Annotated in this window: 19 protein-coding genes; 7 read left to right on the top strand and 12 right to left on the bottom strand. The window is 49.9% G+C overall.

What is annotated here, in order from left to right; all coding sequences use genetic code 11:
- Nucleotides 1-10: 10 nt before the first annotated feature.
- The 9 genes from COW20_16045 to COW20_16085 all read right to left on the bottom strand — a co-directional run bounded on the left by COW20_16045 (nucleotide 11) and on the right by COW20_16085 (nucleotide 10,173).
- Nucleotides 11-1,810 (bottom strand): hypothetical protein, encoded by a 1,800-nt coding sequence (locus tag COW20_16045; GenBank protein ID PIW46433.1) that lies wholly within the window; start codon nucleotides 1,808-1,810, stop codon nucleotides 11-13.
- Entirely contained in the window at nucleotides 1,786-2,811 is a 1,026-nt protein-coding gene (locus tag COW20_16050) for a 2-oxoacid:ferredoxin oxidoreductase subunit beta (GenBank protein PIW46434.1), read from the bottom strand. Before COW20_16050 ends, COW20_16045 begins: the two co-directional genes overlap by 25 nt.
- Nucleotides 2,811-4,655 (bottom strand): 2-oxoglutarate ferredoxin oxidoreductase subunit alpha, encoded by a 1,845-nt coding sequence (locus COW20_16055; GenBank protein PIW46601.1) that lies wholly within the window; start codon nucleotides 4,653-4,655, stop codon nucleotides 2,811-2,813. The genes COW20_16050 and COW20_16055 overlap by 1 nt, the downstream gene beginning before the upstream one ends.
- Before the next feature lie 134 nt (nucleotides 4,656-4,789).
- Nucleotides 4,790-5,557, bottom strand: a complete 768-nt coding sequence (locus COW20_16060; protein PIW46435.1) for an alpha/beta hydrolase — start codon at nucleotides 5,555-5,557, stop codon at nucleotides 4,790-4,792.
- Nucleotides 5,554-6,708 (bottom strand): hypothetical protein, encoded by a 1,155-nt coding sequence (locus COW20_16065; protein ID PIW46436.1) that lies wholly within the window; start codon nucleotides 6,706-6,708, stop codon nucleotides 5,554-5,556. The genes COW20_16060 and COW20_16065 overlap by 4 nt, the downstream gene beginning before the upstream one ends.
- A gap of 117 nt (nucleotides 6,709-6,825) precedes the next feature.
- Complete coding sequence (locus COW20_16070) at nucleotides 6,826-8,046, bottom strand: hypothetical protein (GenBank protein PIW46437.1); 1,221 nt, start codon at nucleotides 8,044-8,046, stop codon at nucleotides 6,826-6,828.
- 41 nt (nucleotides 8,047-8,087) lie between these two features.
- Nucleotides 8,088-8,894: a hypothetical protein gene (locus tag COW20_16075; GenBank protein PIW46438.1), complete on the bottom strand. Its 807-nt coding sequence runs from the start codon at nucleotides 8,892-8,894 to the stop codon at nucleotides 8,088-8,090.
- On the bottom strand, nucleotides 8,891-9,310 hold the full coding sequence (mce, locus tag COW20_16080) for a methylmalonyl-CoA epimerase (GenBank protein PIW46602.1): 420 nt from the start codon (nucleotides 9,308-9,310) through the stop codon (nucleotides 8,891-8,893). The genes COW20_16075 and mce overlap by 4 nt, the downstream gene beginning before the upstream one ends.
- Nucleotides 9,311-9,345: 35 nt before the next feature.
- Nucleotides 9,346-10,173, bottom strand: a complete 828-nt coding sequence (locus tag COW20_16085; GenBank protein PIW46439.1) for an SDR family oxidoreductase — start codon at nucleotides 10,171-10,173, stop codon at nucleotides 9,346-9,348.
- A gap of 210 nt (nucleotides 10,174-10,383) precedes the next feature.
- On the opposite strand from COW20_16085, the gene COW20_16090 reads away from it, so the two are divergent.
- A complete protein-coding gene (locus COW20_16090) occupies nucleotides 10,384-11,049 on the top strand; it encodes a hypothetical protein (GenBank protein PIW46440.1) in 666 nt (221 codons plus the stop codon).
- A 138-nt stretch (nucleotides 11,050-11,187) separates the two neighbouring features.
- Here the strand turns inward: COW20_16090 and COW20_16095 are convergent, their stop codons facing one another.
- On the bottom strand, nucleotides 11,188-12,033 hold the full coding sequence (locus COW20_16095) for a hypothetical protein (protein PIW46441.1): 846 nt from the start codon (nucleotides 12,031-12,033) through the stop codon (nucleotides 11,188-11,190).
- Complete coding sequence (locus COW20_16100; protein ID PIW46442.1) at nucleotides 12,033-12,722, bottom strand: hypothetical protein; 690 nt, start codon at nucleotides 12,720-12,722, stop codon at nucleotides 12,033-12,035. The genes COW20_16095 and COW20_16100 overlap by 1 nt, the downstream gene beginning before the upstream one ends.
- Before the next feature lie 122 nt (nucleotides 12,723-12,844).
- Here COW20_16100 and fabD point away from each other — a divergent pair, with 122 nt between their 5' ends.
- From fabD to COW20_16125, 5 genes are all read left to right on the top strand, one after another.
- On the top strand, nucleotides 12,845-13,792 hold the full coding sequence (gene fabD, locus COW20_16105) for a [acyl-carrier-protein] S-malonyltransferase (GenBank protein ID PIW46443.1): 948 nt from the start codon (nucleotides 12,845-12,847) through the stop codon (nucleotides 13,790-13,792).
- Nucleotides 13,785-15,176: an aldehyde dehydrogenase family protein gene (locus COW20_16110; protein PIW46444.1), complete on the top strand. Its 1,392-nt coding sequence runs from the start codon at nucleotides 13,785-13,787 to the stop codon at nucleotides 15,174-15,176. The genes fabD and COW20_16110 overlap by 8 nt, the downstream gene beginning before the upstream one ends.
- Nucleotides 15,177-15,207: 31 nt before the next feature.
- Complete coding sequence (locus tag COW20_16115) at nucleotides 15,208-16,152, top strand: hypothetical protein (protein ID PIW46445.1); 945 nt, start codon at nucleotides 15,208-15,210, stop codon at nucleotides 16,150-16,152.
- A gap of 31 nt (nucleotides 16,153-16,183) precedes the next feature.
- On the top strand, nucleotides 16,184-19,570 hold the full coding sequence (locus COW20_16120; protein PIW46446.1) for a hypothetical protein: 3,387 nt from the start codon (nucleotides 16,184-16,186) through the stop codon (nucleotides 19,568-19,570).
- Between the two features lie 100 nt (nucleotides 19,571-19,670).
- Nucleotides 19,671-20,267, top strand: a complete 597-nt coding sequence (locus COW20_16125) for a hypothetical protein (protein PIW46447.1) — start codon at nucleotides 19,671-19,673, stop codon at nucleotides 20,265-20,267.
- On the opposite strand, the gene COW20_16130 is transcribed toward COW20_16125, so the two are convergent.
- Nucleotides 20,259-20,462 (bottom strand): (2Fe-2S)-binding protein, encoded by a 204-nt coding sequence (locus COW20_16130; GenBank protein PIW46603.1) that lies wholly within the window; start codon nucleotides 20,460-20,462, stop codon nucleotides 20,259-20,261. The genes COW20_16125 and COW20_16130 overlap by 9 nt on opposite strands.
- Nucleotides 20,463-20,570: 108 nt before the next feature.
- On the opposite strand from COW20_16130, the gene COW20_16135 reads away from it, so the two are divergent.
- Entirely contained in the window at nucleotides 20,571-22,418 is a 1,848-nt protein-coding gene (locus COW20_16135) for a hypothetical protein (protein PIW46448.1), read from the top strand.
- The last annotated feature ends 1 nt before the right edge of the window (nucleotide 22,419 follow it).

Here is a 22,419-nt window from a genome sequence, read left to right on the forward strand (position 1 = left end):
CCCTGACTGATTAACGTCCGATAAACTGGGCTGCTACCCAGCCAATTTCACCATTGGGCAAACGGATTTTGGCCCATGAAAAACCCTGGCTTTTGACCAATTTATCGGAAAGCAGAGTTACAGGCGTGCCTTCAGAGGCCACCAAAATGATTTTGGATTGGGTATTTGAATCTTTGCGGATATTGACCTTGTCGCCGCGAATGAAGCGACGGCGGCTGCTGGTTTGCGCAGGGGCCTTGGCCGGTGCTGCGGTGGCTCCACTTGTTTTCAGGAATTGAGAAACAATCCAGCCTTGGGTGCCATTGCTCAGCTTGATCGCATGCCAGGTATATCCGCCCTGCTTCACGGGTTTATTGGGCAGAAGGGTGACTTGGGCAGGGGCTGAAACCCGGCCTACAATTTTGCCTTGGGTAGAGGGCAAACTGCGGATATTGATATCGCTGCCGACAATGCTGCTTGTTTTGCTGCTGGAGCTGGGAGCTACCGGCGGTGCCACGGGTGTTTTACCGGGGCCGACCGCAGGCGGGGCGACCTGTTTGGGGCTGCCCAGGAAATTGGCGGCAACCCAGCCTTCCTGACCATCCCGCAGGCGAATATGCATCCAGGAATACCCATCGGCTTTGATGGGGTTATTGTCAAGCAGTTCAACGGTGGTTCCGCTCATGCCTCTTGAAACCAAGGTGCCGCTGAGGGAGGGCGAACGACGGATATTGATATTGTCGCCATTTATCGTTCTTTCGCCGACAGGGCGGGTGGCGGGTTGGCTGTTTGTTTCAGGGTGGGAAGGCAAGGGCGTGGCCTGAGGAGCAGCCGTCAATGAAGTCACCAAAAGATTGGCGGCAACCCAACCGACGGTCCCTTCGCTGTTTTTGACCTTGCTCCACTGATAGCCATCTGATTCATAGGCCTTGTCCATCAGAATTTCGACCTGTGCGCCGCGTTTTAGCGTGGCCAGCGATTCTGCATAGAGATAAGGTGATTGGCGGATATTGACGCTGTCAGCATTGACAAAGCGCATATTGGCAGTGGGAGAGGAGGTATTGGGGCTTGTGGAAGCACCTGGGCCAATCGGTTGAACCGTTTGGCTGGCATCGTTCATGGCCTTATTCCATTGTTCCAGGCGTGCGAGGATGGTGGGGTTGGTATCGGCATTGGGGGCGGTTTTTAAAAGCTCGATTGCGTCCTTGTATTTGCCCTTATATGCCAGTAAAGAAGCTTGTTGCATGATTTCATCCGCTTTTTTATCGTCGGATTTATTGTTCAGCATGGCTTTCCATTTTTGCGTGGATTCGTCAATTTCCTTATCCAAAGGCGTATTGCGAGGGGCTTGGCTGACCAACTGCAGGGCTTTGTCGTATTCTTCGTTTTGGGCAATATTCAGGGCGCTGTAATATTTCAGGCGGGCCTCTTTGTATTGGGCCACAAAAGGATGTTCGCGATCGAGACGTAAGATGCTCTCATAGGCCACTTTCGCTTCATCCATGCGGTTAAATTTGACATAGAGTTGAGCCAGGGCGATTTGAGATTTGAGATGATCGGGATTGACTTGGGTGGCCTGTACATAAAATCCCATTGCTTTTTCTTCTTCGCCTTTGCGTTCAAGCGCTTCAGCATAGGCATAGAGTTCGTCGGCATTCTGGGGATTGGGTGTTTTCAGATCAGGCGCTTCTGCGACCGGGGGTGCTTTGCTTTCCTGGGGGTCAGGGGCTTGTGCCGAAGCGCAGCCCTGCATGATTTGTAAACTCAGACTCAGGCAGAGGGCGATATATATTTTCTTACGTAATTTCATTGTTTTTCCTTTACTTCCCATGTATCACCGGAATAGAGCAGTTTACGAAGGTCGCCTGCTCCTTTTTTCTCCCGGACATCTTCAATTTGACGGTGCACTTGCTCCGAATAGCTGGGGGCTTCAATCGAGCGGAAGACCCCCAAAGGAGCAGGAAATTCAGGCGGACGCATCCGACTGAGAAAATAGGCCAAGGTCGGCTCCTGCGCACGTTCGTCGTGCACAAGTAAATCGGCTTCGGTGATGCCATTTTCACCCAGGGTGACTACTTCAGGCGTAATGCCATTTAAGCGGATCCCCTTGTCGCGTTTGGCACCAAAAACCATCGGTTTGCCATGTTCAAGGCGCAGTTGGTTTTCTTCTTTGCTGGCACGGTCTGTAATATGTTTATGCGCACCATCGTTGAAGATCACGCAGTTTTGTAAAACTTCGACCACGGAAGTGCCTTTGTGGGCTGCTGCACGGGTCAGAATTTCCTGCATATATTTGGGCTCAGCATCGATGGTGCGGGCGAAGAAGGTGGCTTCTGCGCCAATCGAAAGACTGGCTGCTGAAAATTTCCGCTCCAAAGAACCATAGGGGGAGGATTTTGTCACCAGCCCTGTGGGACTGGTGGGCGAATACTGACCTTTGGTCAGACCGTAAATTTCGTTATTGAAGAGAATAATATTCACATCGAGATTGCGGCGAATCGCATGAATAAAGTGATTGCCACCGATTGAGAGCGAATCCCCATCCCCTGTAATCACCCAAACCGAAAGATCGGGGTTGATGGTTTTCAGGCCCGTGGCAATGGCTGCGGCCCGGCCATGAATGGTGTGAAAACCATAGGTAGACATATAATAGGGGAAACGAGAACTGCAGCCAATTCCCGATACAAAGACAATTTTTTCCTTCGGAATTCCGAGCGTGGGCATTAAGGATTGGATCGAGTTCAGAATGGCATAATCGCCACAGCCCGGACACCAACGAACCTCTTGATCAGAGGCGAAGTCTTTTTTTGTAAGGGTTGTGTTTTCTGACATCATTCCTTCTCCTGTTCGAGCAGTTGCTCAATTTTTTGCTTCACTTCCCGAATTTTAAAGGGCTGTCCTTGAATTTTACAGAGAGATTCAATCGGCTGTTCGTAGGTATATTTCAAGACCTTGGCCAATTGACCCAGATTGAGTTCGGGAACCAAAATCTTTTTAAAGCCTTTCATCAGGCTCTCAAGATTGCGTGGAAAAGGGCTCAGATAACGCAGGTGGGCATGTGAAACAGATTTTCCTTCGCGCTGAAGCTGCTGTACGGCTGAGAAAACTGCACCGTAGGTGCCTCCCCAGCTAATCACCAGCACGTCTCCACTATCTTCGCCCGTGACTTCCTGTTCGGGAATGAAATCTGCAATGCGTTGAATTTTTTCTTCACGTAGCAGACTCATTTTTTCATGGTTCAGTGGATCATAGCTGACATTGCCCGTGTTTTCCTGACCTTCCAGGCCTCCGATTCGGTGTTCAAAACCAGGCATGCCGGGAATGGCCCAGGATCTGGCAAGATGGGTTTCGTTGCGTTGAAAAGGTTTGAATTCAGTGGGATCACTGGGGCGACGGACCTGAATTTCAGGCAGTTGATCAAGATCCGGGAGCTTCCAGGGGCCGGTTCCGTTTGCAATATAGCCATCGGAAAGCAGAATCACAGGGGTCATGAAGGTCACTGCAATTCGGGCTGCTTCCAGGGCCACCTCGAAACAGTCTGTGGGTTTGCTACAGGCCAGTACGCAGAGAGGAGACTCTCCGTGGCGGGAATAGAGCGAGAGCATGAGATCGGATTGCTCGGTTTTGGTCGGCATGCCGGTTGAGGGGCCTGCTCGCTGGACATCAATAATCACCAGGGGCAGTTCTGTTTTGACCGCCAGACCCATGGCTTCAGCCTTGAGGCAGATGCCAGGCCCAGAGGTCGAGGTGACGGCCAGTCCGCCCCCATAGCTGGCACCGATTGAGGCGCAAACCGCTGCAATTTCATCCTCGGCCTGAAAAGTGATCACACCATACTCTTTGTGCTTGGAAAGCTCATGCAGGATATCGCTGGCGGGGGTAATTGGGTAGGTGCCTAAAAACAGGGGAATCCCGGCCTGTCGGGAAGCTGCGATCAGACCCAGGGCCAAAGACTGGTTGCCTGAAATGCTGCGGTAGGTGCCTGGTTCAATTGATGCAGGTTTGATTTCAAACGAACTGGGCATCAATTCTGCCGTATTGGCATAGTTATAACCGGCCTGCATGGCAAGTTTATTGGCTTCAGCCAAAAGGGGTTTTTTCGAAAATTTGCGATCAATCCAATCTTTGCTCGGGCCCAGGGGGCGATTGTACATCCAATACATCATGCCCAGGGCAAAGAAGTTCTTGCAGCGCCCCTTTGAGCGGTTGTCAATTTCCAAGGACTCGAGGGCATTTAAGGTCAGCTTGGTGACATCAACTTTGATCAGCCGGTAGCCTTCCAAACTGCTGTCTTCCAGGGGGTTGCTGGCATATCCCGCTTTTTCAAGATTTCGGCTCGTAAACTGAGATTCATCAATCACAACGGTCGCCCCTTTGGGGAGAATCGGCAAATTCACCTTGAGGGCGGCAGGATTCATTGCTACCAAAACATCGGGTTCATCGCCAGGGGTATAGATTTCTACTTCACCAATCTGAACCTGAAAGCTGGAGACCCCTGGGAGGGTTCCGGCTGGGGCGCGAATTTCAGCGGGGAAATCGGGAAAGGTGGCAAGATCATTGCCGACAATGGCTGAGGTATTCGTAAATTGAGTTCCGGTGAGTTGCATACCATCTCCGGAATCTCCGGCAAAACGAATCGTAACTTGATCCAGTTCGAGGCGGGATTTGGTAGTCATGGAAAAGTGACCTTCATGCAGAATTTTGGCGGGTTTGCGGCAAAACCCTATGCCGTTACTCAGACATTTTAGCACGTTCACGGCATGCTGGGGCAGAGAGATTTTGGGGTGAGAAGGGTCATTATCCAAGCGTTTCAGCTGGCTCTCAGCGATTTTTGCCAATCGAGAATTTTTTCAATCACCCATTCTGGAGCATCCAGGGGCAGGTCATGCCCGGCATGGGGATGGCTCTGGTAAGGGAGTTCAAGAAATTTTGCCAAAGCGCGTGTACATTCAGGGTTGACGAAACGATCCCCTTCGGAATTGAGCAGTAAAATCGGCGTTTGCTTGGGTTTGCTTCCGAGTTGGTACTGTGAGGCTGCGTAGAGTTGGCGCAGGGCATTTTCGCGTGAAATGGGCCGGATATGCTGAATCTTTGCAAATTTAGAGGCAGCAATCAAATGGTGGTGAGGTTCATTGCTGACCAGTCTGAGCAGATGACGCTCTCTGGCCTCCAGGTCGCGGGTGACCAGTAGCAGGCGCAGAATCCAGGGGTAATTATGCGGTTGCAGGCGATGATGCACGGGGCTGAGCCCGCGCAGGCTGGTATTGATCAGTACAGCCCCTGCAAATTGGTCTGGATAGCGCACCAACCATTCCAGCGTGATCATGGCCCCCAAAGAGATCGAGAGAATCCAGGGTTTGGCTGAAGTTTCGGAATTCTGCCTTAAAAAATCTGCTTGAAGGGCTTCTACCATGCCCGCAATCGAAGTGGGGCTTTTTTCTTGAAAACGATGACCTGTGCCGGGAATTTCAAGAAAATGCAGATCGGACTCTGGCTGGGCTTGTTTGAATTGGCGGGGAAACTGAAGCCAATGGCCTGACTCTCGAATCAAGCCCCTTAAAAAGAACCAATGGGTCATGGACTTTCTTGATCTAAGATGCTGAGATCGGTGCCCAATCCCAAAATCCGAATAAAACGGCCGGGGTGGTCTCCTCCAGGCAATTGCTTGCCGCTCAGACGCAAAATAATCGAAACTTGGTGACCTTCGCGGTGATTCAGCTTGAGCAGAACCGGAGACTCCGGTAAAACGCCTGCTTGGATGCTGTCTTTGAGTTCGGATAACCAGGTGGTTTGGGCGTCGGGTAAAAATAATTTCCAGCTCTTCCAATCATTGTCCATGTGCACATAACCCAACATCTGTTTCCAGCGCGAAGAAAAATAGATCGTATCGTTGGTGGGATTCCACTCAAAGAAGCCATCCTGACTGGCGTCTACAAAGAGCTGCAGAAGTTCCTGCTGGTGTTGAAGATCTTCTTTGAGCTGGGCTTCAAGGGTTTCATCCCGAAAAACATAAACCACCCGCAAAGCCTCTCCTTCCGCATTTCTGAGAATGCGTCCACTGCACCAGAGCGTAATCAGGGAGCCATCCTGGTGCATAAAGCGGGTGCGGTGTTCAACCGTGCTCTCGTCCCCATTAATGGCGTTCCAAATCAGGTTTTGAACAGGCTCTGCTTCTGCGGGTGAAAGGGCATTGAAAAAGATTTGAATAATTTGAGGAATAGCGATGCGACCAAAGCCCAACATGACTTTCAGACGCTGAGAATAGCGGGCAACGCCAGATTTTAAATCCCAATCCAACATGCCTTCTGCGGCTTCTTCAGCCAGAATTTTTTGCAGCTGTTGCTCCAGCGTTTGTCCTGGGGTGGGGTGTTCTTCGGGCCGAAAACTCAGCAAGAGACCCTGCTGTAAGCGTACCAGTTTGACTTCATACGCCGCTAAATCAGGGTTGTCTGAGAGATTGTAAGTCCATTCCTTGTGTTCTCCCGAATCCATGACGTGTTGATAGATCATCCAAATCGAATCGGGAATATGTTCAGGAAAATCTCTGCGCAAGCGCAAAGGCCCTGTGACTTCATTGGAAATACCCAGCCACTCTGCAGCTTGGGAATTGAGGTTTTCAATCTCAAAATCATGTATCTTGCCTTCTGTATCGTGTACTGGAACACAATAGAGACAAGGGTTAAACGCACTTGCCATGACAGCGCTGATGACGGCTTCATCCAAGGACACGATCCAGAACCTCTTTTCGCAAATTTACCAGAGCAGCGAGAAGACTGGCTTTCACAGCATAACCAAAGCGCTGAAAAAACTCAAGCCTCCATGAATCGGTTTTGAGCGGGACAGGGTTTATTCCTGGTGCCACATTCGGGCAGGATGCGCCAGGCGGGTGTGAATCTGTTCGGCAACCCGCAAACCCGCATCGACACGTTTGTTCTTGCGAATATTTTCACGCATGGCCTGATAAGCGGCTGGATTTTCAATCAAATTCCGGATAGCCGGGATCAATTCTGAGGACTCGTCGATGACTGTACCGATGCCATTGTCACGAATGAAATCCACATTGCCTTTTTCCTGGTACATGGTGTAATTGCTGTCATCGAGAATGATCGGCAAATCACAGGCCATGGCCTCCATAATCGTACCTGGGCCAGGTTTGGTAATTACAGCATCTGAGATACTCATTAAACTGGGAACTTCAGTGGTGAAACCAAAGGGGTGAATCGGAATTGGAGCCTGACTTGCAAATTCCTGCATCTGTTGAAAGAGTTTTTGATCTTTGCCGCAGATCGCCAGCACCTGAACAGGCAGTTGACTGGCGGCGATCATCTCTGAAAAACGCAGAATGTTTTTGCCACCTGAGCCCCCCATCATAATCAAGAGGGTAAAACGATCGGCTGCCAAACCATATTGTTTGCGCAAGACCTCTCGCGGGGGCAGGGGCTGTGAAAAGCGAATATCCATTGGATGCCCGAGAATTTCGATTTTCTGCGCTTCGACGCCATGCTGAATACAGGCTTCACGGGCTTCGGGGGTGGAGACGATGATTTGATCACAATAGGGGTGAACCCAGGAATCTCGAATGGTGACGGCATCTGTGACGACGGTCAGATTGGGAATATAGCCGTCGCGCTGGAGGGTTGCGTTCATGACCTCATGCGCACCGTGAATTAACATCACCACCATATCGGGTTTGAGCTTTGCGAGTGCTTTGCGAAAATGGGGAACCCCAAAGGGCAGCAGCGAAGTGCGGGAACCACTTAAACTTCCAAAAATCCAGGGTTCGAGCCAATAGTGGCCGTGTTGCAGGGCCAGATTATAGGAGCCTACATAAACGGTGCCCAAAAAGCGACCAAAGGGGCCAATCATATCTTCAACATTGACCGTTACCGTATCAAATTGGTGGGGATAGGCGTGGTGCAGGGCCTGCGTAATCGCGCGGGCGGCACTGTGATGCCCCCCTCCTGCTTCACAGACAATAAAGACGACACGGGGTTTTGAGGCTCCCGGTGTAATCTTTGACATGGCTTCTGAAGTCAACGAACCCGTTGAGGAATGATTAATCTGCATGAAAATTATTTTAACGTATCCCCCAGCGAACGGGTAGTTGGTCAGTGAGCTTTGAGGGTAGAGGCTCCTGAAACTTGGGAGCTGATCTGAGGAGAACCTGCATATTCCATAGCGGAAGCATCGCTCAAATTCACATCCAGGCGTCGGTTCACTGTCAGACTGGCTTTGCTGGCTTTTTCAAGTTTGAGGGTCGCTTCGCCCACGATCAGGTTTAAGGCTGAAATACGACTGGCTCCAACACCACTCAAATTCAGGCTTTCGAGGGTACCATAGGCGGTTAAACTGGTTGCGTCTGAGAGCTTTGCCTCAAAACTCCCGATATTCATGGAGCGAATTTCAATCACCGCAGCATTGCCTGCTGTGAGTTTAAAGCTTGAGCAGTTGGGGTTCGAAAGCAAAACCTCTGCCGGTGCCGTAATCTCCATGCTCAGGGGCTCTTTGCCTGACAGGCCGAGCATCGAGAATTTGGCGGGGGCCGAAATCTGCACGTCACTCAAAGCAGGCCCTTTAAGTATCATTTTACTTTGCGTGGCCGTATTGTAGCTTTGGGCCAGTTTGATCAGCAGGCGGTTATTGCTCACGCTGGTTTGAATCAGGGGCAAAATATTCGCATCGGCATGGATGCTTAAACCTTTATCGGAATCTGATTGCGTATACTCGATTTCAATCGGAGCTTGAATATCCAGATTCTCAAATTTTCCATCGAGGGGACGTTCTTCGACTTGAATATTGCCGTCTCCTTTCAAAGGGTTGACCAGGCTGTTGACCAGTGGGCTGATATCGAGTTTTTCGCAACCACTGAGCAGCAGTCCTGCACTGGCGCAAACTATCAGGGCTTGTTTTTTCATGACTTTGTCTCCGGCATGTCTTCGCTGAGTTCCAGTAAAATTCCCCCGGTGGCTTTGGGGTGAACAAAAGCGATGCGTTTGTGGTTGGCGCCAGGTTTGGGCACTTTATCAATCAACTGTACTCCGGCTGCCTCCAATTTTTCGAGCAATTCTGGCAGCCCCTGTACTTTCAAGCAAACATGATGAATTCCAGGGCCACGCTTTTCGAGGGCTTTGGCAATCGGGCTCTCGTCTGAAGTGGGTTCAAGCAGTTCCAAATGGCATTCACCCGTGTTCAGAAAGGCGACCTTTACTTTTTCAGTGGGCACTTCTTCGCTTTTGAGGACTTCCAGACCCATCAGGCTTTGCCAGAAAGGCAGGGCCTGCTCCAGGCTTTTGACTGCGACGCCAATATGGTCAAGACGAAACCCCTGCAGTGCTTCCGGCAGATCCAGGGGCAAAGGTGATGAACTCATGATTTTGCGTGCTCCCACATCTCATTCAGATCAGGCATTTCGCTGCCGGGAACACAGGCATACTGCTCAAAATCGGTGACCCCCGCCCCGCGCAGGAGCGGTTCATCGAGCAAGGCCTGGCCTGAATAGGTCAGGGGATCTTGGCTGACAATTTCGAGCACGGCGTCGGCCATAATGCTGGCCTTGCGCCAGAGTTTGCGATCTCCCAGCCCCCAGTTGATGGTGGCCTGACTTTCAATCAAGGTAACAGGCCAGAGCGAGCAGGCGCCAATGCCATGTTCCCGCATCTCTTCTGCCAGACCCAGGGCCAACATGGTCATGCCGTATTTGCTGATCATATAGGCAATGCGGTTGGGCACATGATCCAGATCAATCGGGGGTGACATATTGATAATCATGCCGCTTTTCTGGGCGATCATGCTGGGAAGCACGGCCTGGGCCGCAAAGAAAGAGGCACGGGCATTGATATCCATGACCAGATCAAAGCGTTTGGGAGGGGTTTCCATTAGGGGACGCCACCAGAGGGCACCCGCATTGTTGATTAAAATATCAATCCGACCAAAGGTGGCTTGAGTCTTCTCTACCATGGCCTGAATGTCTTCGAGTTCACGCACATTGCATTGAACAGGCAGGGCTTTGACGCCCAGGGCTTCGATTTCTTCAGCCACAGTGTAAATCGTGCCAGGCAATTTGGGGTCAGGCTCAGCTGTTTTGCCGGTTACCACGATATTGCAGCCTTCTTTGGCCAGGGTCAGTGCGATTTCACGGCCGATGCCACGGGTGCTGCCGGTAATGATCGCGACTTTGTCTTGCAGTTTTTTCATTTACGCCTCATCTTGAGCTTTGAGCATGATTTTAGAGTGAGTGCATTATACCGCAGACCGTTCCGTTCAGCGTTATTCTTCGGTACCCTAAAATTGGCTGGCTGTGATAAAGTATTTACTACTCACAAAGCATTCCCTTCACGATTTTTGCTGAAAACGAAGTCTTTTATCAAAAATAATCACTTAATTGATTGCTAAGGAGACTCCACCATGAACAAAACTTTTGCTGGCCTCTTGCTTTATCTCTGGCTGTCTAACAGTGCCTGTGCCCAAATCCAGCCTGAACCGCAGACCCTTCCCATGAAATCCTCACCGCAGGCAGTGGCTATACCAACGAACTCCCAAGCGCAGGTTGTTCTCGCCGAATCTCCCTATCAGCTGGCAGAAAAAATCAATTCCTTTGAATTCACACGTTTAAAAGCCAGCTGGTCAGATCAATGGAATGCCTGGGACATCAATGGCAGCAAAGGCTCACTGAAGGCCGATTGGTCAGATAAAATCTCTGGCTGGTCTTATCGTTTGCCGACAGGGAAAGGCGAGATAGATGCCGACTGGTCAGATCAATGGAATGCCTGGACCTTAAAAGCAGGCTCCAAACGTATCCGTATCAAAGCCAATTGGTCGGACAAATGGAATGATTGGGAGATTTCTGGGCCCAATGGCAAATTAAGGGTCAAAGCCAATTGGTCGGATAAATGGAACGATTGGAATATCTCGGGCTCAACTGGAAGCATGCGTGTGAAAGCCAATTGGTCAGATCAATGGAATGATTGGAATATCAGCGACAGCATGAAAGGCGAAGATCCTGATCTGAAAATGGCTGCTGTTTTTGCCTGTATGATCGGGGCTTATGTGGCCAACCATGCCAGCAAATAAAGCATAAACGAAGCTTGTTGAACGTATATTCAAAATTTGACCCTTGGTTCAGCCCTCAAATGATTCAGGGCCTTTGGCTTTGCTTGAGCTTGATGGCGTGACTCACTGTCCCCAAAAGGGGGGGGCAGTGACGGAGCTTCACTCGATAAGTTCAAAGATACCGTGGCTGAATTCGGAGATGGGTTTTAGAAGCAAAATCTGTTTCGATTGCCAGGACAAATATTCATAAAACAGAGCTGGATCACGGGGATCTTTCCACCTCAAATCTTTCAGGGCAAGTTTGCCTTGATCTGTTTTTGCGATCAGTTTTCCCGCTTTTAAACATTCAGATAAATTGGCGAGTTCAAGCCAACTCAGGCCCTTTTGTGATGTTTTATAGCGGGGCTCATAGTTGACTGATACAGGAAATTTTAAGCTCTGTCTAAAAAGTGAGTGCCAGGTTTTCAGACTTTTTTCTTCTACTTTTGCATCTGCATCCCATTCAGGGCGAATACCCTCCAACCAGGGTTGGTATTTTCGGCCAATGACCTCCATCAAAACAGCTTGTTCTGTTTTCCTGAACAGAGCATAGGATGTAAATAGATCTCTTTCAGCCTGGCTTTGAGAACCCTGGGATTTGCAAAAGCAGGCGAAGGCGATAATCCCCCTATAGTTTGGATCCCAAGCACTGACATAATCCAACTCAAAAAATGCTTGTTCAGGATCCCATTGGCTGCGATTCACCTTATCGGGTTGATCCAGTTCAGAACTTTGAAAATAGGCATTCAGATCCGGTGTTTCCAATTCTGAATAAAGTAACCGCGCTTGTACTGCATCATTTGCTTCATCATTCCAGAATTGCCCCAAGAGCATGAGCACCGAGTTTAGCTTTGGATCTTGTTTGAAGTTATACTCAATCTCAGGAAATACATCTTCTTTTAATATTTGCATACGCAAAGCTGAAGCGACTTTCAGATAGGGTTGTTCGACAGTTCCAAATGGCATCAATTTTCCCCCCGAATCAAATGAAGTTGTGCCTCTCGCTCTGCAGTGCTCAAGCTGTGAAAATAGGCCTCTAAAACCAGCGGAATTTCTTGCCCCCGTTCCAGAGCCCAATCCAGGCCAAAGCTCTGCCGCTGCAAAGGGCGGTGACTGTCGTGCCTGCCATTGTTTTCTGAAAGATGTATTTCGCTGATCGCTTCATAGGCCTGAAGCCGTTTCAGGGTTTGATCTTTCAATACGCCCTGGCAGAGCTGAAGATGAAGGTGAGAGATATCTACCGCCAGTTTCAGCCCCAAATCCATGGCCAATTCCAATTCCTGGCCTGTTCCAAGCAAGTAACCTGGGTACATGCTTTCGAGAATCGGTTGAACATCAGGATTTGCTTCAACGCTTTGCCACCAAATCGTTGCACAGGGGTCGTGAGTTTGGGGGGGATGTACTGAATCTGATGAAACACGGCAGCGGCCTTGACCGTTCCAGACAGGCTGACGCAAGGCCTGCCAGCAGAAACCATGATGTTTCAATATTGGCAAACCCTGAATATCAAGCCAGTCTGCGAAGTTTGTGGTGGGCGCATTGCCAGGGGTTAGTTGCAGACCCGCTGGAGAAAGCTGTAGCAATTCTTCGGCGGCAGCCTGCATTGGGCGACCCTGCAAACAACTCAAGGCAAGAAACAGATGGGGCGGTGACATGAAGTGCTCCAGCTTTGGCGTTGCTAATGATTATATAGATTGAAAACCCATATTTCAAGCGGTTGAAAGTCCCGCTATCTGCTAAACTGAAAGACAGTCCAGAATATTTTTGCGGAGCGTTCATGAATTCAATTCCCCCTTTTTGTTTGGTTTTTCCGGGTCAGGGCTCTCAGGCCCTGGGCATGGGGCAATCCTATTCCAAATTTCCGGTGTATCAGCAAATCATGGCCCAAAGCGAAGCGATATTGGGGTTTCCTTTCAAGCAAATCCTCGCTGAAGGCCCGCTTGAAACCCTGACCCGTACTGAATTTGCACAGCCGGCACTCTTTGCCGTGGGATATGGCATTTTCAAAGTGCTTGAAACGGAATTTGACGTTTTGCCTCAAGCCGTTGCGGGTCACAGTCTGGGCGAATATACCGCTTTGGCTGCTGCTGAAGTACTCGGGTTTGAAGCTGCTTTGCAACTGGTGGCGCTGCGGGGCCAACTCATGCAGGCGGCCTGTGAACAAAACCCTGGCGCAATGGTGGCCGTGGTCAAGGCTGAACTGCCTCAAATTGAGACGCTCCTGGCCGATCCCAGATGGCAAAACCAAGTGGGAATTGGCAATTATAACAGCCCCGGCCAATGTGTCCTTTCGGGTGAAAAAGCCGCGCTCGAAGCCCTGGCTGCAGAAATTCGCATGCAAAAATGGGGGCGGGCTGTGCCGCTGAAGGTCAGTGGAGCTTTTCATTCCCCCTTGATGTCAGAAGCTCAAAAGCGCTTGAGTCAGGCGATTGAAGCGCTTTCATTTCAGCCTGCCCGTTTTCCGGTGGTCACCAATCTGGATGGTGAGATGACCACCGAACCTGAGGCTTTCCGGCAAAAACTGCTCACGCACCTACTCTCTCCTGTTCGCTGGGAAGCCAGTGTGCGCAGTCTTGCGCAATTTTCTTCCCTGATGCTGGAAGCCGGGCCGGGCTCTGTCCTTTCAGGCCTGATACGCCAAACCCTGCCAGATGTTCAGACCCATTCCCTGGCAGAGGCTAATTTGCTGACTGAACTCAATTTTTCGGAGGCTTCACATGTCTGAAACATTTACCCCGGTACAGATTGCTGAAAAAGTTCAAGCACAAAGAGCTTTTTTCCATTCGGGTCAAACCCGTTCCCTGGATTTCAGACTGCAAGCGCTGCTGCGGCTGCAAAGCGAGATTCGCGCCCGCCAGAAAGATATATTGCATGCTTTGCGCAAGGATTTTGGCAAACCTTCCTTTGAAGGCTATGCCACTGAAGTCGGCTTTATTTTGGATGAAATCAGCCATTTTATCAAACACCTGCCCCAATGGGTGGAGCCTGAAACGGTGCCAACGCCGCTGGTGCATCAGCCTGCCCAAAGCATGATTTACCCCGAACCCTATGGGGTGGCCCTGATCATTGCGCCTTGGAACTACCCCTTTCAGTTATTGCTGGGGCCCATGTTGGGGGCCTTGATTGCAGGCAATTGTGCAGTTTTAAAACCCTCAGAGTTTACACCTGCCACCGGCAAAGTGGTCAAGGCTTTGGTTGAAGCCTGTTTTGACCCCGCGCATATCTGTGTGATTGAGGGCGCTTTGCCTGAAACCCAGGCCTTGCTTGAGGAGCGTTTCGACACGATCTTTTTTACCGGCAGTACGGCTGTGGGGCGGATCGTCATGGAAAAAGCAGCCCGCCATCTGACACCGGTAACGCTGGAATTGGGGGGCAAAAGCCCCTGTATTGTGGACCACGACGTAGACCTCAGCCTGGTTGCGCGCCGCATTGCCTGGGGTAAATTTGTCAATGCTGGCCAAACCTGTGTCGCACCTGATTATCTCTATGTGCCCGAAGAGAAAAAAGCTGAAATGATTGCTGAGATTTCCTCGCAAATTTTAGCTTTTTATGGGCCTGACCCTTCTCAAAGTCCAGATTTTGCCAGAATTATCAACGAACGGCATTTTCAGCGTTTAACGGGTTATTTAAACGCTGGGCGTGTGGTGGTAGGCGGACGTTTTGATCGTTCTGAGCGCTATCTCTCTCCCACGGTGCTGGATGATGTGAGTTGGGAAGACCCAATCATGCAGGAAGAAATTTTTGGCCCGATTTTGCCTGTGCTGGCCTATACCGATCTGGAGGAAGTGATTGAGGCGATTGCGGCGCGCCCCCATCCCCTGGCGCTCTATTTCTTTTCAGAAAATCAGGCCCGCCAGGAACGGATTCTGAAGAGTTTGTCCTTTGGTGGGGGCTGTATCAACGATACGCTCGTACACCTTTCTTCACCCCATCTGCCCTTCGGTGGGGTGGGGGCCAGTGGCATGGGGGCCTACCATGGCAAAGCCAGTTTTGATACCTTTTCTCATCGCAAGAGCGTGATGCAGCGCCAATTGAAAATGGATCTGCCGGTTCGCTATCCTCCCTATGGCGCGATCAAACAGCAGGTGATCCGGCAGATCTTCCGTTAAACTCAGACCCGAGCACAGGCCTGAGCCACAGATGGTATCATACAGAAGCATCGAAGATCTGAGGTTTTTCCCTATGAAAACGCTTCTTGCCGGTTTGCTGGCTCCCCTGCTGCTTTTTTCAAGTGTGGCCTGTTTGCAGGCAGCTCCTGCAAAACCCCTCGTGATAGCGACCTACAATGTCGAAAATCTTTTTGATGGAATTCCTGACAATCCCCGCAATAAAAAAGAGCGGGCCAAGCCCAAAAAAGAACTCCGCGCCCTGGCCGATACCCTGCACCAGATCAACCCTGATGTTGTGGTCATGCAGGAGGTCGAATCTTTAAAAACCCTGAAAGCGTTTCAGGATAAATACCTCAAAGATATGGGCTATGCTGAACCCGTTTTGATCGAAGGCAATGATCCCCGTGGGATTGATGTAGCGCTTTTAACCCGTTTAAAAGTGGAATCCCAGGTCACCCACAAGGATTATAAATTCCAGGTTGAAAACCGCAAACGCGGATTCAGCCGCGATTTGCTTCAGGTCACGCTCAAAGCCGATACGGGCTACCGTTTTACTGTTTTTGCCACCCATCTCAAATCCAAATTGGGGGGCAAAGAATCGGATACGGTGCGTCAGGCCGAAGCGCAGGCCATTCAGACGCTATTGGCTGATTTTCAGAAAAAAGACCCCAAAGCAAATTTTGTCTTGATGGGTGATTTCAATGATGAACCCCATTCTCTGCCCTTAAAACCCCTTTTGAGCCCCAAGAATCCGGTGGGTTTAAAGGATATTGCCGCAGCGGATCTGGGCATCAAACCCACGGTCTTCAGTTATCACCCCAAGAAATACCGCTCCCGGATTGACTATATTCTCGTCTCTCCAGCCATGTTGCCAGAGTATCGGGCAAAATCGGTGCATATACTCTCAACTCCTGAGGCCTACTGGGCTTCAGATCATCTGCCGATTGTGGCTGAGTTTACGCCCCAGGATCAATAAATTTCGCTTTCATTAAGGAAAGGCTCTCTCCATGCTTGATTTAACTGTTTGTTTGCCGGTTTGCAATGATGAAGTGCTGCTGAAACGCAGCCTTGATCTTTTGAATGGTCAGGTCGCTCAGATTTTGATCCTCGATTTTGGCAGTACAGATGGATCTTTGCTGCTTGCCAAAGCTTTTGGCTGTGAGACGCTTTCTCTCAGTTGGGAAAACCATTGGGGCCAGGTCTGGCAACAGGCAGCCGAACATTTTCAGCACAGCCATGTGCTCTGGCTGCACCCCGGCGAAGAGCCCCAGGCTGCATTAGGGGACAAACTTCCTGGTTTGCTGGCCTCTGGAGCTTTGGATACTCAGGATTGGATTTGTGAAACACCACGTGAAATTAGCTCTGAAGCGCGGATTTTCCTCGCTCAGGATGCAAGTTTAGCGGCGCAACGTTTTTTTCCACTGTTTCGAGATCATGCTGATCGTTCCAATTTGAGCACATGGGGCAAACTGCTAGCCAAAGAAATCTCCTGGTCACGCAGCCCAGAGGTGGTGGGCCCGCTGCTGGATGCTGCTCTGACTGAGCCTGCACCCGATGCCAGAATCCGACTTTTGGCTGCGATTCGGGCCTTTGAACGTCAAAACGACAGTCTGGCGGTTTCGCTCTTCCAAGCCTTGGTTGATCAGGCCGACACAGTCTCTGAACAGGGCTTCAGCCAGCTGGCTGCGCGGCTTTACCAATTGAAAGTGCTCTGGGAAAAAGGCCTGAAACAGGAAACCTTTGAACAATTGGATCGTTTTCGTCAAAAATATCCCCAGCTTGAGCAGCAACCAGGCTTGTGGGTTTTAAGGGGCGTGATGGCCCGTCAGGTTCAGGAAAAAGAGTTGGCCCGAGAGTGTTTTCAAAAGGCGCTGGAATTGGCCGACGATGAAAATCTGAGTTTGAACAATCCCTTGGTACAAAAGCCGGATATCAGCTGGAAACCCTGGTTGGGTTTGGGTGAGATTTATTTGGAAGAGGGCCAGTTCAGTCAGGCCTACCATGCCTTTGTGGCAGCCAGAAAAACCCTGCCGGATCACCCGCATTTGGCGGCTCAGTTTTTACGCTCAGCCTTTTTAACCGGACACTATGCTGAACTTCAGGAAGTTTTGTTTCGTTTTGATGCCTTGCCTGGTTTTACCCCGGGGATGCGCGTCGCTTTGGCTGCTATTTCAGGCCAGGCAATAGAGATTGAACCGCTTGCCCTTGCTGAAATGCTGCTGCAGGAAATCAAATCGGATGCGCAGGTTTCTTTTAGCCAGTCTTCAAATCCCATGCTGCTTTCCGTGGTATTGGAATATACCCTGCTGCTCTTGCGGGCCGCCAAATATCCCGAAGCACGCATGCTTTTGCAACATCTGACGCTGCGGTTGCCGGGGCAAGCCATGCTCTGGCATAATTTGGCCTTCAGTTATTTTGCCCAACAGAATTATCTTGAAGCAGAAAAATATTACCGCCAGGCCTTGCAGGTTCAACCCGATTTTATTGAGAGCAGAATGGATTTGGGCAAGGTTTTGGTCATGCAGGGCAAAATTGAAGCTGCCTGTGAGGAGTTTGAAGAGATCTTGGTGCAAAACCCCCGTTTTGCCCCGGCACGAAAAGCGCTCGCCCAACTTCAGGAAATTCCTGCCGGTTTGCCGGGTATGCCCTCTATACCTGGGCCTGTGCAGGAAGACGCTGCGCCCGAAGCGCCCTTTGTCTTCCTTTTTCCGCTTTCACCCACATGGGAAAACGGCATAGATATTGCACTTCGTGCTTTTTATGAGGAATTTGTAGCGGGTGACAATGTCATTTTGGTGGTTCCCGACGGTGAGGCCGCTCCTGCGATTGAACGCGCGCGCAATTGGGCGGAGCAGAAATTTACGCCGGATCTTTTGCCCGCTGTGGTTCAGCTCAAACAAGCACTTCCGCTTTTGGCGCATCGAACCTGTCTTTTGCTTCCCGCCCGTTTGCAACCCGCTTCTGAACTTTTGAAAGAAATTCTCGACAGTGACTTTTCACATCTGGTCACAGGATTGCCGCTCAGCACCTTGCCCATGGGCTATTTGCCCAGCCACTGTCATTCCAGTGGCGATCCCGAGGGGGCTTCCGTCAAGGTCTGGTGGGAAGTTGAAACTGAATTGCTCAAAAATCAGATGCGGCTGCTGCTTGAACAAGAAACTTCAGAGCCTTCCTCACTGGTGGCAGGTTGGGATACCCATAAACTGATCAAAAAAGCAAAGAGTCTGCCATCGGCGCAAATGCAGGAAATGCTTTTGAATGCTGACGCCCAGCCTGAAATTCAAATCAGTGTTTGTATGATTGTCAAGGATGAAGCACGTTTCCTGCCTTCCTGCCTTGAAAGTTTTGCGGATCAGGTCGATGAAATTATTGTCGTGGATACGGGCTCACGCGATCAGACCCGAGAGATTGCCCGTTCTTTTGAAAAGGTGCGCCTGTTTGAAAAAGCCTGGCATGATGATTTTGCCGAGGCCCGAAATGCTGCGCTTGAACAGGCGACCTGCCCTTGGATTCTGGTTTTGGATGCTGATGAGTATTTGCCTGTGGGCTTTATCCCCAGTTTGCGCCAATATCTTGCACACCACCGTCCAGAAGTGGATGCCTATGTCTTTTCCGTGGTGGCCTTGGATGAAGAGGGGCAGGAGACTGCCCAGGATACCCTGCCTGTTCCCCGCCTCTTTGCCAATTCGCCAGATTTGAGATTTAAAGGCCGAATTCACGAACTATTAACCCATGCCCAGCATTCAGAGATGGTCTATGTGCATCTTCAGGGTTTGCCGATTTATCACCGGGGATACCAGGAAGAAATCAGGCAGGAAAAGCAAAAATTGCAGCGGGATACGGCTTTGATGGAGCGCATGCTGGCTGAAGCCCCTGAGGCCCAGGAGTCTGAACGCATGTATCTGATTTTAGGTTTGGCCCAGGAACAGGCTGAAAACTGGGACAAGGCCCTTGATTATTATCGTTTGGGTTTAGAGCATGTGGCCGAAGACTCATCCGCCCATGCCACCCTTCAGAAAGGGGTTTGGCGGATTGAATTGAAGCGGGGAGATCCCCGTTCCATTTATAAAGCAGTCAAACCGGAGTTCTGTGAGGATCCTGAAGTTTTATTACTTTGGGCTGAAGCCGCGCAAAGTATGGGTTTGCTGGATGAGGCCTTGAAAGGCTATGAGTTGGCTCTCGCCTTGTCTGACCGGCTCGCTTTGAAACCTGATTTATTGGGCAGTCGCCCCAAACGGGCTTGGATTTTTGAAAAATTGGTTCAGGCCTATCATCAACTGGGGCAACCTGCGACTGCTTTGTATTTCAGTGAACGTCTGGTCAAAGACAATCCTGCTGTGCCTGAACACTGGCATTTATACAGAGAACTTCTGCAACGTGCCGCACAGGCCTAAGCACTTTTTTCAGCGAAGCAGGGGTATTCCCCTGTTTCGCTGACTAGAAATGATCCCCAAGCCTTTGATAGAATAATAAAAACACCTGAAAGGGCTGAAAATGATCCGTTCTTCCTTTAATTCGCCTGCTCCGATTCAAATGCCCCAACAGGTGCAAAGGGCTGCACCTGCTCAGCAGCAGCAAAAAGCAGAGGCTCCGGCTGCCGCCCAGTCCAAGGAAGCGCCTCCCAAAGACGAAAACAAAGCCAAAGCGTTCAATCAAACGCCGATGCGCGATGTAAGCGAAACCTCCTTCAGTAAAAGCCATACCGCCTCCTTGGATGCGGTTAAAGAAATTGGCAAACTCATGGAGGCAGAAGAAACAGAGGAAACGGAAGAGACCGAGGCTCCTCAGGAATCATCTGAAGTTGCTGAAACCTCGGCAACCGAAGAAACCTCTGAAGCTGAAGGGCCTGAGGCCGAAGGCGAAGTAGAAGAGGCCGAATCTGAGCTTGAGCTTGATGAGTTGGAAGAAGCTGAAGAGGAAGATTCCTCCGGGGAATCTGGCGAATACGAATTGGATGAGCGCGAATCCGATTCACCTGAGTACGAAGTGGCTGAAATTGAAATTGAAGATTTGTTGCGGATTTGTTCTGAACTCAAGAAAGCCCAGAGTTTTGCTTTGGCTGAAAGTTGGAATCTGTTTACCTCAGCTTGAATCTGTCAGCAAGCTGTAAAATTCAGTTTGACCTGTTTTGAGCATCTCACGAATATACGGATGGCAAAGTTTACATTTTTTGCCAAAGAGAATGCTTTCCTGCAGTGCTTCAATTTCCCGAATGCCTTGCTCCAGCGCCAAAGCTTTTAATTCATTAAATGTTTTCTGGAAACAGACACAGCGATCAATTTGAATAGACATATACTTTATTATCGCTTATACTCGGCTTGAAGTGACAAGATTTAACTGTTTTTTCCGATAATGAATTTGATCGGATGAAATTGAAAGCTGCGCTACCTGCGCATGATTTTGTGTGAAAGAAGGCAATTTCAGATGGGCCGAATAGATGGCCGTTCAGTGACCCCAACGACCCCTGCGTTTGGCGGACTTTCGCCTGTTTTTCAAACTAATAAAGTCACCCCTTCTCCAGCACAACCTCTTTTTCAACAGTTCGATCAACTGAATGCGGGCACCGCTCAGGGATCTGCCTTAACGGATGTTTCACTGGAAACACCCGCGCATCCTGAAACCCATCAGGTAAAACGTGGCGAATCGCTCAGCACGATTGCTAAAAAATATTTTGGCAATTCAAATCTGTATATGGAATTGTTTAAAGCCAATCAGGATATCTTGACTCACCCCAATCAATTGACGGTTGGCATGACGATCAAATTGCCTTCTGCTTTGTTTCCTGCCTCAGAGTCGGAGGCGAAGTCTCAGGTCTTGCCCGGTGCTTCGCTGAATGCCTATCGCAATCAAAATCCGCTTTCGTATATTACCCTGGCCCCTGGCAAACCATCGCCTGAAGTTTCCAACCCGCTGGAAGCTACCTCTTCTCCCTTGCTCCAGGAACTTATGGGCCATCAAGGCGATTTTGAACATTTTCTTAAAACCCCCGATAAACAGCGCACAGGGCAAAACATTATTGACCACGATGATGCCGTGAAGGTCAATAAGCGCTTTGATATTCATCCTGGCCTCACCCTTCAAACCCTTAAAACGCAGTTACCGGCCTGGGCTGAAAAGGTTTCGGCTGTGCTGGCCGAAAACCATGCAAAAATTACTTTGCCAACCGCCTCAGGTGAAGGAAAAACAGTCGACAGTGCTTTTTTTCAGAACCTGGCAGCGCGTGTCAAAGCCGGTGAATACAACCAGGTCAAACAGGACTTTCAAAATCAATTTGGGATTGGATTTGTCAATACCCTTTTCGCAGTGGACGATGTCGCTGCGAATATTCAGAATGATCCCTATTATCAGGCAGTAAAAGAAGCCCCTAAAACGATTGATTTAGATGCTGTTTCAGAAGAATTTAATCTGGCCAGTGATAAACTCAATTATCTGGCCCATACCCCAGCCCATGGCCACAAACAGATCCCTGTTCAATTGGAAATGAATGCTGCCGATTTGCAGCGGGCCACCACCCCGCGCTCAGCCCAAGACATGATCCAGGATTTGAGTGGCTTTTTCAATGCCAAGGGGGTTCTGACCCAGCCCACTGAATTTGAAAACAAAGTCTATGAGATTTTAAATGACAGTACTTCCCGTCGCACGCTGATTGAGCATTTTAAATTGAACAGTGAAGCCAATTTATCTGCCCTGGTTCCTGCTGTGACGGGCGAAAGTGGTATGGCTGCCAGCCAGATTGACTATAACAGTTATTTTGCAGTGGCCTCTGTCATGATGAACCGCGCGCTGGGAAGAAATTTAAAAAAAGCGGCGCTTCAAAAGGCTCAAGGTGTTCCTGAAGCAAAATTTAAGCCCGTATCCCTGTCTGAAATTATCAAAGAGAAGGGTCAGTTTGAAATTGTCTGGCGCAAAATGCCGAATGGCAAAACCTTTTATGAATACAATCAGGCTCAGAATCAAGCTTTTTTAAATGGCAAATTAAAAGCTGATGGCAATTCCTACCGCGCCACAAAATTGGCCTATGAAGTGTCTCAGGATTTGTTCTCAGGCATGAACCGGCTGAGTGCTGAAGTCGATGGCATCGACCGCAAGGGCATGGGACGCAGCACCGCTCAACTTTTCTATTTTAATCAGAGCCGCAGCCAGGATTACTCTCGTAACAAAGATGCTGCGGTTGCGCTGATCGACAATAACAATACCCATGTCTTTTTTAAGGCCTGGGACGATATTGCATACTTCAGATAAA

It is taken from the genome of bacterium (Candidatus Blackallbacteria) CG13_big_fil_rev_8_21_14_2_50_49_14 (assembly GCA_002783405.1).
In the GTDB taxonomy this organism is placed as follows: Bacteria; Cyanobacteriota; Sericytochromatia; order UBA7694; family UBA7694.

Excerpts from the sequence above, each read along its gene's own strand:
- COW20_16045 (PIW46433.1), bottom strand. The coding sequence starts at position 1,810 with ATGGGAAGTAAAGGAAAAACAATGAAATTACGTAAGAAAATATATATC.
- COW20_16050 (PIW46434.1), bottom strand. The coding sequence starts at position 2,811 with ATGTCAGAAAACACAACCCTTACAAAAAAAGACTTCGCCTCTGATCAA.
- COW20_16055 (PIW46601.1), bottom strand. The coding sequence starts at position 4,655 with ATGACTACCAAATCCCGCCTCGAACTGGATCAAGTTACGATTCGTTTT.
- COW20_16060 (PIW46435.1), bottom strand. The coding sequence starts at position 5,557 with ATGACCCATTGGTTCTTTTTAAGGGGCTTGATTCGAGAGTCAGGCCAT.
- COW20_16070 (PIW46437.1), bottom strand. The coding sequence starts at position 8,046 with ATGCAGATTAATCATTCCTCAACGGGTTCGTTGACTTCAGAAGCCATG.
- COW20_16075 (PIW46438.1), bottom strand. The coding sequence starts at position 8,894 with ATGAAAAAACAAGCCCTGATAGTTTGCGCCAGTGCAGGACTGCTGCTC.
- COW20_16085 (PIW46439.1), bottom strand. The coding sequence starts at position 10,173 with ATGAAAAAACTGCAAGACAAAGTCGCGATCATTACCGGCAGCACCCGT.
- COW20_16090 (PIW46440.1), top strand. The coding sequence starts at position 10,384 with ATGAACAAAACTTTTGCTGGCCTCTTGCTTTATCTCTGGCTGTCTAAC.
- COW20_16095 (PIW46441.1), bottom strand. The coding sequence starts at position 12,033 with ATGCCATTTGGAACTGTCGAACAACCCTATCTGAAAGTCGCTTCAGCT.
- COW20_16100 (PIW46442.1), bottom strand. The coding sequence starts at position 12,722 with ATGTCACCGCCCCATCTGTTTCTTGCCTTGAGTTGTTTGCAGGGTCGC.
- fabD (PIW46443.1), top strand. The coding sequence starts at position 12,845 with ATGAATTCAATTCCCCCTTTTTGTTTGGTTTTTCCGGGTCAGGGCTCT.
- COW20_16110 (PIW46444.1), top strand. The coding sequence starts at position 13,785 with ATGTCTGAAACATTTACCCCGGTACAGATTGCTGAAAAAGTTCAAGCA.
- COW20_16115 (PIW46445.1), top strand. The coding sequence starts at position 15,208 with ATGGTATCATACAGAAGCATCGAAGATCTGAGGTTTTTCCCTATGAAA.
- COW20_16120 (PIW46446.1), top strand. The coding sequence starts at position 16,184 with ATGCTTGATTTAACTGTTTGTTTGCCGGTTTGCAATGATGAAGTGCTG.
- COW20_16125 (PIW46447.1), top strand. The coding sequence starts at position 19,671 with ATGATCCGTTCTTCCTTTAATTCGCCTGCTCCGATTCAAATGCCCCAA.
- COW20_16135 (PIW46448.1), top strand. The coding sequence starts at position 20,571 with ATGATTTTGTGTGAAAGAAGGCAATTTCAGATGGGCCGAATAGATGGC.